Source organism: Bradyrhizobium guangdongense, from assembly GCF_004114975.1.
In the GTDB taxonomy this organism is placed as follows: domain Bacteria; phylum Pseudomonadota; class Alphaproteobacteria; order Rhizobiales; family Xanthobacteraceae; genus Bradyrhizobium; species Bradyrhizobium guangdongense.
This window is the reverse complement of record NZ_CP030051.1, coordinates 2241453-2255518: the sequence shown is the minus strand read 5'-3', so window position 1 is coordinate 2255518 and position 14066 is coordinate 2241453. Positions and strand designations below refer to the sequence as shown.

Sequence of the window (14066 nt, the reverse complement as noted above, 5' to 3'; positions counted from 1 at the left end):
CTGCGGTTCGTGGCGAGGCAAGCTCCGCGGCACCGCGCTAATTGCCTTTGGCAATGATCTCCGCCAGGGCACGCCGCGCGATGATGCCGAGTTCGCCGAGGGTGGAGTGGCCGGCCTTCGCGGCTTCGATCAGACGCTCGGCAATGAACTTGCGGCTGTCATGGTCGCCGCCATGCGGCAATTGGCGACACGTCTCCTCCAGGACGACGTCCATGTTGGCTTTGGTTCGCTCACTCAACTCTGTCATGACGCCGGGCCGGTACGCGTGGCTTGTAACCGCAAGCATACACAGACGGATCGGGCATGATTAGCCCGGGTAATCACGGCCATTGTGCATCGCGATGCGTGTAGCGCTGCAAAGATTCACCCGGCCACGATGCCGCCGCAAACGACCACCGAAGATTGCACTTGCCGTGATGACAAGCTGAACCTGCAGCGATAGCCTGCCGGCAAAACAAAACATACGGGAGGAAATGCGATGTCTGACGCAATGGTTGCTACACGTGCTTCCGAAGACCGCGGAACCCCACAGCAGGTCGACGTCGCCGTGGTCGGTGCCGGATTTGCCGGCCTCTATCTGCTCCATCGGTTGCGCAAGGCCGGCCTCTCGGCCGTCGGGCTCGAAGAAGCCGGCGACGTCGGCGGCACCTGGTACTGGAACCGCTATCCGGGCGCCCGCTGCGACATCCAGACCATCGACTACAGCTACACGTTCGATCCGGAACTCGACAAGGCCTGGACCTGGTCGGAGAAATACGCGACCCAGCCGGAAATCCTGCGTTACCTCGGCTTTGTCGCGGATCGCTACGATCTGCGCCGCGACATCCGCTTCAACACCAAGGTCACCGAAGCCAAATGGGATGAGACAGCCGAGCGCTGGCTCATCACCACCAGCAGCGGCGCGCCGGTCTCCTGCCGCCATTACATCATGGCCACCGGCTGTCTCTCCGCGCCCAAGCCGCCGGAGATCGACGGCGTCAAGGACTTCAAGGGCGAGGTCTATTTCACCGGACGCTGGCCGCACGACGGCGTCGATCTCGCGGGAAAGCGCGTCGCGGTGATCGGAACCGGCTCGTCGGGCATCCAGTCGATCCCGCTGATTGCCGAGCAGGCCGCGCATCTGACCGTGTTCCAGCGCACGCCGAATTTCGCCCTGCCTGCGCATAACGGCCCCGCGCCATCCGATCGCATGGAGCTGTTCCAGAGCGATCGCGCGGCCTATCGCGCGCAGGCCCGGCAGTCGATGGCCGGCGTGCCCTATCCGCAGCAGACGGCCGTGAGCTGGCAATTGAGCGATGCCGAGCGTCGTGAGCGGTTCGAGCGCGCCTGGGCGGCCGGCGACCTCGTCCACATCCTGTCGCAGCTCTGGGCCGACCAGGCGGTCGACCTCGACGGCAACAGGATCGTCCAGGACCTGATCCGCGAAAAAATCCGCGCGGCCGTCAACGATCCCGAGACCGCGGCTGCGTTGATGCCGGACGATCATCCGTTCGGCGCCAAGCGCCCCTGCCTCGAAACCAATTATTATACGACCTACAACCGGCCCAACGTCTCGCTGGTCAATCTGCGCCAGGAGCCGATCAAGGCGATCACGGCAAGCGGCATCAGCACCGGCAAGCGCAACTTCGATGTCGACGTCATCGTGTTCGCGACCGGCTTCGACGCCATGACCGGCGCGATCCGCGCCGTGCATCCGATCACCGGCCGCGGCGGCAAGTCGCTCAGCGACGTCTGGGCGCAGGGGCCGCAGAGCTATCTCGGCCTCACCGTCGAGGGCTTCCCGAACTTCTTCATGATCACCGGGCCCGGCAGCCCGTCGGTGCTGTCGAACATGGCGGTGTCGATCGAGCAGCATGTCGACTGGGTGGTGGATCGCCTGGTCGCGCTGCGCGACGCCGGCTTCACCACGATCGAGCCGACCGAAACGGCGCAGGCAGGCTGGGCCAGGCACATGGCGGATTGCTCGATGCTGACGCTGCACCGGCTCGCCAACACCTGGTACACGGGCGCCAACGTGCCCGGCAAGGTGCAGGGCCTGATGCCCTACACTGGCGGCGTCGGTCCCTATCGCAGCATCTGCGACGAGGTGGTCAGCCGCGGCATGCTCGGCTTCAAGCTGTCGGGCCCCAAGGTCGCAGCGCAATGCAATGACGGCGAGGTGGTGCGGCTGCAGCCGGACGTGCGGCTGGTGCTGTATCTGCTGGCCTCGCTGAACCTGCCGCCGATCGAGTCGATGGGAGCGATCGGCGCGCGCGCCTTCGTCAATGAGTTCAACAAGAGCCGGCCAGCGGGACGGCCGATCGGAGAGATCGTCGACGGCCGACTGCCCGGCGCCGACGGCCCTCTGCCGTACCGCGTCTACAAACCGGCGGCGCCGGGGCCGCATCCGGTCGTGGTCTATTTCCACGGCGGCGGCTGGGTGCTCGGCGACGAGCAGTCGGACGAGCCGTTCTGCCGCGACATGGTACGGCGGACCGGCATGATGTTCGTCAGCGTCGGCTATCGCCATGCGCCGGAGCATCGTTTCCCGGCGGCGGCCGAGGACGGCTATGCGGCGACGCGCTGGATCTCGGAGCATCTGGCCGAGCTTGGCGGCATCCAGGGGCCGGTGATGGTCGCAGGCTGGAGCGCCGGCGGCAACATCGCTGCCGTGACCTGCCAGCTCGCGCGCGACCGCGGCGGGCCCGAGATATCGGGCCAGCTCCTGGTCTGTCCGGTGACCGACTGCAGCTTCGATCGTCCGTCCTACAACGACAACGCATCAGGCTATTTCCTGACGCGGTCGCTGATGTACTGGTTCTGGGACCTCTACTGCTCGCCCGATGACCGCACCGACCCGCGCGTCTCGCCGCTGCGCGGCAAGGTCGATAGGCTGCCGCCGGCCTTCGTGGTCACCTGCGAGTTCGATCCGCTGCGCGACGAAGGCATCGCCTATGCCGAGGCGATGGCCGCCGCCGGCGTCCCGGTCGAGCAGCTCAAGGCCCGCGGCCATTTCCACTCGTCGTTTACGATGGTCGACGTGGTGATCACGGGCGTCCAGGGCCGGGTTCAAATGGCGGAAGCCTTGCGGCGTTTTGCAGGAATTCCGCCGGAGGTCAGACGCGGCGACGAGAGCAGCCATGGCGCTAGCCCGGGGCACAAAATCGCGGCGGCCGCGAGTTAGCCCGCGACCGGCCGGGAACCTTTTCCCGGCCGCCGCGTTGTCGAGGCGTGGCATTGAGATGCAGCGATGGGTATGGGCCCTGGCACGCGAGCCTTTGCGTGCCGGGGTTCTTTTTGCGTGAGGCGGGGACGATATGGGGGACGCATCTGTCAGCGATTCAAAGGTCGATTTCGCCGCGCCCGCGGTGCTGCAGAAATGGCCGTCGCTCGGAAATCAGCGCCTTCAGGACCGCGTGCCCTATCAGGTCAGCGAAGGCACGCTCGATGCCTGCATCTCGGCCTTCATGCAAAAACCCGCGCCATCCAGGCATCTCTACGAGATCCGCACGGCGCCACAGCCGCCGCTGGTCACGGACATCCTCTCGCCCGAGCACATCATCGAGCTGTCGCGGCTGAGAGATTTTCTCTGAGTGCGCACCACGAAGCTGTGACTTCGCCCCGGCGGCAGGAACCTTCTCCCGATTTTTCCCGTTAATAGGACGCCAAGAGACAACAGCAAGACGTGAGCGTCTCACATGCTTGATGCTGGCGTGCCATCCGCGGTCGTGCCCTATGGCGCCGACCAGACCCTGTTCGTGGTGATCGATCGCCTCGACGAGGCAACCGAGATCCGCGTCGAACGCAACGATCTCGACACCGCAATCCGCGAGATGGTTGCAGGCTGCTTCAACGATCCGATCAAGGTGATCTCGTTCAACACGCTCGAACACTGGATGCACGACATTTCGACCGATGTCGCGGGCGAGATCCAGGCGCGCTGCGATATCGATGGTGTGACGCTGCCCGACTATCTCAGCGATTTCGTGGAGAGCCACAGCTGATCTTGCATCGCCTTCGCGGCACACATCGCAGGCAACAAAAAAGCGCCGCTTCCGCGGCGCTTTTCGTGTCACGCGCTCAGTGATGCCAGAACAACGCCAGCAGCAGGATGACCGGCAGCGGCACACCAAGCAACCAAAGCAAAGCACCTCGTCCGAAACCCATGATGTCCTCCTCCAATTGCATCGCCGGAATGACGCCGGGACAAAGAAGAAGTTCCGCGCCCTGCAGCGAGGCGGAATGCGATCAGAGCATGGAACGCTGGACTCAGTTGCGGCGCCGGCCGCCCGCAATGACCTCGATCTCGCGGCGGCGTTCGACGGCGAAGGTCAGGAGCTTCTCGATCGTCGGCGTATCCGTGATCCGTTTGGCGAGCCGCTCGGCGCGCGCAGCCTGATCTTCGAGATACTGGATCGTCTTCAAGCGCCGTCTCCCCGAAGCCCCGAATTTGCCGGACGCTCATAGTGCGTGAGAGCCGCTAACAGCCGGTTAAGCGCAATGCGCTCGCAGCGCCCTATTGCACCACGTCGAGCCGGACGTTGGCGACGCCCTTGTCGAGCATTCCGAGCGCCTCGGCCGCCGACGGCGAGATGTCGACCACCCGTCCGCGCACGAAGGGTCCGCGATCGTTGACCCTGACGGTCACGAAGCGGCCGGAGGAGACGTCGGTGACGCGCAAGCGAGTGCCGAACGGCAGCGTCGGGTGAGCCGCGGTCATCTCGTCCTTGTCGAATTTCTCCCCGCTCGCGGTCTCGGTGTCGGAGTAGAAGCTCGCCACGCCGCGCAAGGCGGTCGGCTTGGCATCGGCAGGTTCATCCGGGACACGCGCCCGGCTGACGGGATGCGGGTGGAACGCCGCCACGCGGTGCGGCCGCTCGATTGCCGCCTGCCGGCTGGTCGCGGCAAGATCGGCCTTCTGGCGGCCGACCGGTGATTGCGCGCACGCGGCGAGCGAAGCGGCGCCGATGACAGCGAGCATCAACCTGCTCGAGCTTGCCAGCGAGGTCAGGGGAGTTTCGGCACGTGCAATGCGAGACATGATGCGCCCTCCGAACAACCCCAAGTTTCGGTGGGCAATGAGGGCAGAACCTTGGCTGAACAAAAGCGGCCGTGCGGCCAGCTTCGTTTCGCGCGCCCGCTGTGATGAATCCACCACAGTCGGTGTCCTGAATCGACACAGATCGCCGAGAAATCAGCTCGATATGACGCGCCAAACGATCGGGCGCATCTCGGGCCGCAGGTCTGTGGTCTCGGCGTCGCCCCTGATGAGCCGTATCAGTTCACGCCGATAGAGCAGCCGCCAGCCGGTTTTCAGGCTGGCGAGAAAGTCGAGCTCCCGTTGCGTCAGCGTGCACATCATGAACCCGATCCGACTGCGGGCCGTGCCATCCTCCAGGCCCGCGGCCGCGCGCAAGGCTACCCAAGGTAGTGTTACGTATCGTAACGCTTCGGACGGGCGAGCGCAAGCCGGATCGGTGGCATCGCCGCTCGGTCCGGCCGCCGCGCGCTAGAAATTCGGCCCCAGCGCGATCTTGGTGATCGTCCCGTTTCTGACGCCGATACGCCATTCCGCCGCGCCGTTGGCGAACTGGGCGACATAGATGTCGCTGTCGAGCGCAGTGACGCCGCGGAACGAGACCGCGCGGAGCGCCCCGAGCCGCGCCAGGATCGCCTGATCGAACGGAAGCTGCGCACGCGTGATGTTGGCGACCTCGGTCGTCATGTGATCGTAGTCCGGCTGGCCCTTGGCGATGCCCTCGAGATACAGCCGCAGCATCGCTTCACCATTGACGATCGGGACGGCGCGACGCGCGGCGCGCCCCGGCCGCGCCACGAGGTTCGAGGCCTCCACATTGTGGAAGCGCGTCTGCCGGCCCGGCACCAGGATCTCCATGCACTTGCCGGACTTGTCGGCGATGACCCAGGGACTGTTCACATTGGTCAGCGCGACCCAGGTCATGTCCGACCGGACGACGCTCTGCGCCTTGCGCTCGCCGTCCGCGCCGAGATTGAAGACCTGAATGTCGTCTTCCGTTTCGTTGTAGAGCATGATCCGGATCGGCGAGGTGCCGGCGCGACCGCGCACGCGCGCCTCTTCGGCGCAGGAGAAGATCCCGCCGAGCTCGTCATTGCCGTCGGGCCGGAAGGTCACATCGCCGGCCTTGCCGTCGGGCTCGAGCAGCACTCGGAATTCCGCCGTGCCGTTCTCGAATTTGGCACCGTAGATGTCGTAGCCGCCGGGCCCGACGCCCCGGAAGAAGATCGACTCGATCGGCCCGAGCGCTGCGAATGTTGCACGCAATTCGTCGAGCCGACCGTGGATAGCGGCCGCGAGCGGCGCACTCATGCGGCCATAATTCGGCGTGCCGCGCCGCAGGTCTTCGATTCCGGTGAGAATGATCTCCTTGCTGCCGGCAGCCGGAACCTGCTCCCTGAACCTGTCGGGCACTTCCGCAAGGCGCCGGGCGAAGTCGGCCTCGATCGCCTGAGCCTGCGCCGCATCGATCCGCTGCGCGAGGCGAGCGCCGGAGACCGCGTTGTGGACCAGCACGCGTGACACTTTGGCCGCGTCGTCGCGCAGGAAGATCAGCAGGCGATCGCCGTGGACGGAGAAGGCATCAAGGCCCTCGGCGAGGGCCAGTGATCGACCCTGCCCGGTCTCCTGCACCTGCAGGCCATCGCCGTCGCGCCGCACCGTGAGCACGCGGTTCGGCGCGACCCGGTACCAGCCGACATATTGATCGAGCGAGACCGGATCTGCGGCCGGCGTCGGCATCTCGGCCACGCGGACAGCCCGCACATTGCGGCCGTTCATGTGCAGCATCAGCTCGGACGAGCGGCGCTCCGCATCGACAGGGAACGTGATCTCGCCGAACGAAGCCGCATAGGACGCCGTGCCGTCGCTCGCGACGCTGATGCGTAAGCGGCGCTGGCCGGTGAGCTGCCCGTACACCTCATCGCCCTCGCGGAAGATGGCGAACACCGAGGCCGGACCCATGGCGTAGAAATTGACGAACGGGCGGTAATGCTCGGCCGGCACATCGCCGAGATCGGCACCTGATGCCACGGGGTCCGGCGTCCGGTAGGCGATCATCCCGGCCGATGCGATCACGACGGGCACGATAGCAGCCGCGATCCACAGCCGCTTGCGCCAGCCGACCGCGACGGGCATGGCAGCGGCCGCGATGATGCGCTCGATGCGCGCGCGTACGGTCGCGGCCTGCGCCATCGCCAGCTCCATCGGCCGCGGCTTCACCGAGGCGGCGACATCGAGCAGGATCTCGGCATAGGACAGCCGGTCGTCGATCATCTCGATCGCCCGGGCGTCGCTGATGATCTCGGCGAGCTCGGCAAGACGCGCAAGTTGCCACCACGAGAACGGGCTGAACCAGAACACCACGCGGTTCAGCGACGCGAGCAGCAGGACGTAGAAATCCCTGTTGGCGACATGCGCGCCTTCATGCGCCAGCACGGCGAGGCGCTTCTTGGCGTCCCAGCCGAAGAACTGCGGCGGCACCAGGATGGTCGAGCCGAAGGTGACGGGGCCGCCGACGTCGCGGCTGACACGCACATCGGCATCGATCATGCCTTTCACCGGCTTTGCGGCCCGGGCCAGACGCCAGGTCAGGCAGAGGCCGATGGCCAGCCGCAGCAGCAGCAAGCCGGCGATCCCGACATAGACGCCGGTGGCGACCATCCACCAATCGATCGAAATACCCGCCTTCGCCGTCGACGCGATTGCAGCACCCGGCGCGATCGGCAGCGACGGTTGTGGCCGCTCCAGCATCGATATGTCGGCCGGCCAGGATTCCACCGGCACCGGCACGGACAAGGGCAGCCGGTCGATGGTGAGCGTCGGCCAATGCATCACGACCGGCATCGCCAGCGACGCCAGCAGCACGACGATCCATGCCGTCATGTGAACGTGCGGATTGCGCACGCGAAACAGGTTGAGACCGATCCAGACGACGCCTCCCAGCGCGAAGGAGCGTAACGCCGCCTCAGCCAGAGCTGCGATCATTCCTTTTTCACACCTCTCGCTTTCTTCGCCTTGGCCACCTGGTCGGCCAGCGCGCGCAATTGCTGCTGGTCGAGCATCGCATTGTCCACCATGCCGACGAGAACTTCCTCCATCGAGCCGTTGCAGAACCAGTCGACGATGCGCTGCACCGCCTTGGCCGCGACGCGCGCGCGCGCCTCGGCGGCGTGGTAGACATAGGTGCGCCCGTCCACGGTGTGGCGAACATAGCCCTTTTCTTCCAGCCGGCGCAGCACGGTGCGCACCGTCGACTCCTTCAGATGGCGCGATAGTCGCTCGCGCACGATTTCGGCCGTGACCGGCCCATGGGCCCATACTATCTGCATGACCTCGTGCTCGAGATCGCCCAGGTCGGGCAAACGATCGTCCATGGTGGCTTACCTAAGTTGGAATTCTTGTAACGCTACAGAGCGTCGCACATAAGGCGACGGCAGACAACGGCGATTCTGGCAGCGCGCGGCCTGGCTACGCCGTCATGCCCGGGCCTGTCCCGGGCATCCACGTTCTCCGTGCCATACGTCGTGGATGGCCGGGACAAGCCCGGCCATGACGAGGTAGCCCCGTCGGCGCACTAGCCGAGTCGTTCTGAACGCGGCTTGGCGGCGCTAGTACTTCGGCTCGTACATCTGCGACTGGACCAGGGCCTTGACGTCGTTGGGCGCGGGTCCGTCGGCGAGCCCCCGCTGAAAGGCGACGTCGGCGACGGCAGCCGCAATGCGCACCGACACCTCGCGGATGCGCGGCAGCGCCGGATAGAGGCTGCCTTGATCCAGGTCCTCCTTGCCGACGCAATTGGCCAGCGTATGGGCAGCCGCCATGAACATCTCGTCGGTCACGAGCCGCGAGCCGCTCGCGATCACGCCGAGACCGACGCCGGGGAAGATGTAGGAGTTGTTGCCCTGGCGCGGCACGAAGGTGCGGCCGTTGAGCTTGACCGGATCATACGGGCTACCGCAGGCAAACAGGGCGCGGCCCTCGGTGTAGCGGTAGGCATCCTCCGCCGAGCACTCGGCCTTCGAGGTCGGGTTGGACAGGGCGAACACGATCGGCTGCTCATTGAGCTCCGCCATCGTCTTGAGCACTTCGGGCGTGAAGGCGCCGCCGACCGCGGCCACGCCGATGATCGCCGTCGGCTTTAGCGTCTTGATCGCGGTGAGGAAGTCGGCGATCGGCGCCTGGTCCTTATGCGCATAACGGAGCTTGTGCCCGGAGAGACCCTCGCGGCCGCCGACGACGAGGCCGCGGGAGTCCACCAGCCAGTTGCGCCGGAGCGCCTCGGCTTCGCTCGCGCCCTCCGCCATCATGGCGGAGACCACGAGATCGGCGATGCCGGTCGCCGCCTCGCCCGCACCGAGGAACAGGATGCGCTGGTCCCTGAGCTTGCCGCCGTTGACACGCAGCGCCGAGAACAGGCCCGCGAGCGCGACCGCTGCGGTGCCCTGGATGTCGTCGTTGAAGACGCAGGCTTCATCCCGGTATTTGTGCAGCAGCTTGAACGCGGAATGATTGGCGAAGTCCTCGAACTGGATCAACACGCCGGGAAAGGTCTTCCGCGCCGCGGTCATGAATTCGTCGACGAAGCTGTCATAGGCTTCGCCGGTGAGGCGTCGCTCGCGCAGGCCGAGATAATAGGGATCGCTCAGCAGCTCCTCGTTGTTGGTGCCGACATCGAGCGCGATGGGCAGGCACTGTTCGGGATGGACGCCGGCGCAGGCCGAATAGAGCGAGAGCTTTCCGACCGGTATGCCCATGCCGTTGGCGCCGAGATCGCCGAGGCCGAGAATCCGTTCACCATCGGTGACGACGATCAGCTTGGCCGGATAGGGCCAGTTCCTCAGGATGTCGGCGATCTGGCCGCGATCGCGCGAGGAGATGAACATGCCGCGTGGCCGCTGAAAGATCAGGCCGTATTTCTGGCAGGCGAGCCCGACCGTCGGCGTGTAGATGATCGGCTGGATCTCGTCGATGTTGTCGACGACGACGCGGAAGAACAGCGCCTCGTTACGGTCATGCAGCGCGTTCAGAGCGACGTATTTCTCCAGGTCGGTCGGCAGGGCGCGCAGATTGGTCAGCACGCGCTCGACTTGCGTCTCCATCGTCAGCACGCAGGGCGGCAGCAGGCCGCGCAGGCCCAGCTTGGCACGCTCCGCCTCGGTAAAGGCCGTGCCCCTGTTGAGCAAGGGATCGCGCAGCAGCGTCATGCCACGTGCAGAATCGGAGAGTGCCGGTTGGGCAACGACGCGGGCAGGTCTATTCACGAATTCCCCCAGGAAGCTTCACACTGAACCGCGACATTGTCGGCCACCGCTCAATTGAGATCAAGGACCGAGCGAGGCGCGGGATGATTGTGATCTCGCACCGCAGCGAAATTTTTCGCGAGATCTTCTGGCCTCGTCATTCCGGGGCGCGCGCAGCGCGAGCCCGGAATCCATGGCGCGACCGTCTCTGCGGCTCGACGGATTCTCAGGTGCGCAATTGCGCACCATAGCTCGCGACTTCGTCGCGCCACGGAATGACTATCAGGAAGGACCATACGGCCAACGCTATTCCGGCTTGATATCCGCAGCCTTCACGACGGGCCACCATTTCTCGATCTCGGCCTTTTGGAAGGCGCCGAGCGCTGCGGGCGATTGCTGGTCCGACGCCGGAATTTCCTGGCCCAGTTCGGCAAAGCGCTGCTTCACGGACGGGTCGGCAAGGGCCGAGACGATCGCCGTATTCAGCTTCGTGACGATCTCCTTCGGTGTATTCTTCGGTGCCCAGATGCCGTGCCAATAGGAAATATAAAGCCCGGGCAGCCCCGCCTCATCGACCGTCGGGATGTCGGGCGCGGACGCGAGGCGCGTCGGCGAGGTCACCGCGAATGCCTTGATCGCACCGTTCTTGTATTGGGGCAGCGAGTTCGAGGCCTGGTCGAACATGATGTCGATCTGTCCCGCGACGAGATCGATCATGGCGGGCCCCGCGCCGCGATAGGGCACGAACTGAAAGTCGGTGCCGGTCTTCCCCTTGAAAAAGACGCCCGCGACGTGCGCGCCGGTGCCCGCGCCAGCCGTCCCCGCAGTGGCCTTGCCCGGATTGGCCTTCAGCCAGGCGATCATCTCCTTCAGATTGTTGGCCTCGAGCGACTTCCGGCCGACGATCAACTGCGTGCCCATCGCCACCAGCGCGACCGGCTCGAAATCGGCGATCACGTCATAAGGCAGCTTGAAGATCGCGCCGTTGAGCACATGCGTTCCCCAATGGCCGATGGTGATCGTCGTGCCGTCAGGTGTCGCACGCGCGACGCGGGCTCCGGCGATGCTTCCCGAAGCGCCGGCGACGTTCTCGACCACGATGGTCGCATGCAGCTCGGCCGCAATCCGTTCCGACAAAATCCGCGCCAGCGTATCGGTCGGCCCGCCGGCTGCGAACGGGACCATCAGAGTGATGGGACGAGAGGGAAATGACTGGGCGTGACCGGGTGCGCTCCACGCCGCGCATCCGATCAACGCACCAATGACGATCACATGACCGCGCAGTCCGGCCCACGGCCCCCGCATCGTTCTCTCCCAAGCTTCTTGTCGCCCGCATGTCGTCAGCGGACTGGAGCGCGAGTGAACGCTGCCAGGTGGGTGGAGGCAAGCGGTAAGTTGGCCCGGCAGCTATCCGGCGGCGCGCCGCGGCGTGAGGCTCGCGGCATGATCAGCCGCCGGCGCGACGTGCATCAAAATGGTCTGGGTCGCGGACGCGACCTCGATGCCGTGCTGCTGGAAGCGCTGCTTCATGCGGCGGTTGAACTCGCGCTGCACCGGCCAGCGGCCCGCCTCGGTGCAGCGGATCTGGCCGACGATCGACACCATCGCACCGTCGACCTTGTCGACGCCCCAGAGTTCGAGGTCGCCGCGGATCAACGGGCGGAATTCCGTCTCCCGGCGCATCTCCTCGACGATCTCCTTGAGGATCTGGCCCGCACGATCGGTGTCTTCCTTGTAGGCGACATTGACACTCACCGAGGCATTGCCGGCCCCGCGGCTGGCGTTGGTGATGGTGGTCACGGCGCTGAACGGCACGATGTGCACGGCACCATCGCCGGCGCGCAGGCGGATGGTACGGATCGAAACATTCTCGACCACGCCTGACAGCCCCGACACGCTGACGGTGTCGCCGACCTGGACCGTGTTCTCCAGCAGCAGGAACAGGCCAGTGATGAGATCCTGCACCAGCTTCTGCGAACCGAAGCCGATGGCGATGCCGACGATGCCGGCGCCCGCGAGCAGCGGGGCGACATTGACGCCGATTTCGCTGAGCGCCGTGAGGCCGACCACGGTGGCGATCAGGCACAGCAGCGCCGTCCGCAGCATCGGCTGGAAGGTGCGCAGGCGTGCCGCGCGGGCATAATGTCCGTCGCGCGACAGCGTATTGATCTGCCGGTCCAGAAGCGCGTTGCTGACCTCCCAGATCGCCGCAGCGATAGCGACGGCAATGCCGATCGTCGCGACCGCCGAGATCAGCCGGCTGCCGATCTGGCCGCCATAGAACCAGACGATGGCATCGACGCCCCAGACCTCGAGCACGGCGACAAAGCCGATGAAGGCGATGACGCCGGAAACGATCTTGCGCAACAGCGGCAAATAGCGGTTGGCGCGGATCTCCAGTCCCGGAAAGCGATGGAGGATTTCCGGCTGGATGCGGAAGCCGCGGTCGATCAGGCTCAGCGTCACCATGATGGCAACCCGTGTGATCAATGCTACTGCGATGGTGCCGACGAAATATTGCAAGAGCAGCGAATAGCCATTGTGGATGTTCAGTGCCCAGACCGCCCACAGCGCCAGATCGAGCGCGATGGCCAGATAATGCCAGCCTCCGGCGATCCGATTGCGCAGGCGCGCCGCGAGTCCTTGCCGCTCTGCCGGCGCGCGGATGGCATCGGCGACGTGGCGGCGACATTGCAGGATGATGACGACGACGAACAAATGCACCACCAGCATCACCATGCGCAGCAGCGCAGCGTAGCCGGCGCGATGCAGGCCGAGCAGCAGCGCCACGTTGGCAAAGGCGATGCCTGATACGGCGACGCCGACGATGCGGCGCGCCCAGATCTCGATATAGGCGGCCGTCTCGGCGCGCGCCGGAAACAGACCGAACGGGCCCGCCAGTGCGCGAACCACACAGATGAGCCCCCGCGAGAACGCATAGGCATTGACGACAGCGAGGATCACGAGGCGAACGGTGGCCGGCTCGCCGATTTCCGTCCCGAGCAGTGCGGTCGCCAGACCGACGAAAACGACCACCGGAAGCAGCTCGAGCAACAGCCGGCCCAGCACGAAGGGCAGCCGCAGCAACAGCTGCCAGACGCGGGCCAGACTGTGCCGGTGCTTGTGCAATTCAGGCCCCGGGGTGACATCCACGACCGATGGCGGCGGCTCGGCAATGGGCAGCGTCTGCGCCGCCAGGCGCGCAGTCGGCGGCACGTGGCCTTCGAGAAACGCCACCGGACGCCGGATCAGGCGGACGGCAACCCATTCGGCCGCCAGCGCGCAGCCGAACACCAGCGCCAGCTTCCAGGTGATTTCGATCAGCAGATTGTAGGCTTGCGGATCGTTGGCGGTATCCACGATCCAGTAATAGAACGCCCAAAAATGCGTGAGCGTCCGCGCCATGTCGGCGACGTCGCGCGAGATTTCGCTGATCTCCTCCGAGAGGACGAGGAAGAGCGCTGCGACCAGCGCCGAGGCAAGCTTATGCGACACGCGAATTCCCTGAAAGAACGCAAGCGCCGGCGAAGTCGGAAGACGTTTCCGCGAAGCACATGCGTCATGCCGAGCCGCTATTCGCCCCGATCCTGTGTCGGAAGTTTGCCGACCCGACGACAATGTCTTGGCATTTGCTGCATTGCAGGGGGCTCAAAACGCACAGCGCCGGGCAGGTAGGGGCTCTGCCTCACTGATGCAGCCCTCTAGACCTGGACCCGGCGTGCCGTTCGCGGTTTATGCCGCTATGCGATAGTCCGAACGAGCTCCATCGCACTTAACGCGGCTGGATTTGCGGAGGTGGTGTCATAGAC

At 65.4% G+C, this 14066-nt stretch carries 12 protein-coding genes; 3 read left to right on the top strand and 9 right to left on the bottom strand.

Annotated elements, in window-relative coordinates:
- Positions 1–37 precede the first annotated feature (37 nt).
- Entirely contained in the window at positions 38–286 is a 249-nt protein-coding gene (locus X265_RS10760; protein WP_128964804.1) for a hypothetical protein, read from the bottom strand.
- A gap of 192 nt (positions 287–478) precedes the next feature.
- Between X265_RS10760 and X265_RS10755 the strand changes: the two genes are divergently transcribed.
- The 3 genes from X265_RS10755 to X265_RS10745 all read left to right on the top strand — a co-directional run bounded on the left by X265_RS10755 (position 479) and on the right by X265_RS10745 (position 3983).
- A complete protein-coding gene (locus X265_RS10755) occupies positions 479–3163 on the top strand; it encodes a flavin-containing monooxygenase (protein WP_128964803.1) in 2685 nt (894 codons plus the stop codon).
- Between the two features lie 133 nt (positions 3164–3296).
- Positions 3297–3572, top strand: a complete 276-nt coding sequence (locus X265_RS10750; RefSeq protein ID WP_128964802.1) for a hypothetical protein — start codon at positions 3297–3299, stop codon at positions 3570–3572.
- A 105-nt stretch (positions 3573–3677) separates the two neighbouring features.
- Positions 3678–3983, top strand: coding sequence for a hypothetical protein (locus tag X265_RS10745; RefSeq protein ID WP_128964801.1), 306 nt, complete (start codon positions 3678–3680; stop codon positions 3981–3983).
- A 265-nt stretch (positions 3984–4248) separates the two neighbouring features.
- Here the strand turns inward: X265_RS10745 and X265_RS40380 are convergent, their stop codons facing one another.
- The 8 genes from X265_RS40380 to X265_RS10715 form a co-directional block, all read right to left on the bottom strand.
- Positions 4249–4404 carry a hypothetical protein gene (locus tag X265_RS40380; protein ID WP_164938512.1) on the bottom strand — a complete coding sequence of 52 codons (156 nt, stop codon included), beginning with the start codon at positions 4402–4404 and terminating at the stop codon, positions 4249–4251.
- A 91-nt stretch (positions 4405–4495) separates the two neighbouring features.
- The gene (locus tag X265_RS10740) at positions 4496–5020 is read right to left on the bottom strand and encodes a septal ring lytic transglycosylase RlpA family protein (RefSeq protein ID WP_128964800.1); all 525 of its coding nucleotides are present in this window, start codon (positions 5018–5020) and stop codon (positions 4496–4498) included.
- Between the two features lie 153 nt (positions 5021–5173).
- A complete protein-coding gene (locus X265_RS40375) occupies positions 5174–5341 on the bottom strand; it encodes a hypothetical protein (RefSeq protein ID WP_164938511.1) in 168 nt (55 codons plus the stop codon).
- Positions 5342–5488: 147 nt separating this feature from the next.
- On the bottom strand, positions 5489–8002 hold the full coding sequence (locus tag X265_RS10735) for a M56 family metallopeptidase (protein ID WP_128964799.1): 2514 nt from the start codon (positions 8000–8002) through the stop codon (positions 5489–5491).
- Positions 7999–8391 carry a BlaI/MecI/CopY family transcriptional regulator gene (locus X265_RS10730; protein WP_128964798.1) on the bottom strand — a complete coding sequence of 131 codons (393 nt, stop codon included), beginning with the start codon at positions 8389–8391 and terminating at the stop codon, positions 7999–8001. Before X265_RS10730 ends, X265_RS10735 begins: the two co-directional genes overlap by 4 nt.
- 234 nt (positions 8392–8625) lie before the next feature.
- Positions 8626–10221: an NAD-dependent malic enzyme gene (locus X265_RS10725; RefSeq protein ID WP_128969207.1), complete on the bottom strand. Its 1596-nt coding sequence runs from the start codon at positions 10219–10221 to the stop codon at positions 8626–8628.
- 342 nt (positions 10222–10563) lie between these two features.
- Positions 10564–11562 carry a tripartite tricarboxylate transporter substrate-binding protein gene (locus X265_RS10720; protein ID WP_128964797.1) on the bottom strand — a complete coding sequence of 333 codons (999 nt, stop codon included), beginning with the start codon at positions 11560–11562 and terminating at the stop codon, positions 10564–10566.
- 102 nt (positions 11563–11664) lie between these two features.
- Entirely contained in the window at positions 11665–13758 is a 2094-nt protein-coding gene (locus X265_RS10715; protein ID WP_373291572.1) for a mechanosensitive ion channel family protein, read from the bottom strand.
- Positions 13759–14066 lie beyond the last annotated feature (308 nt).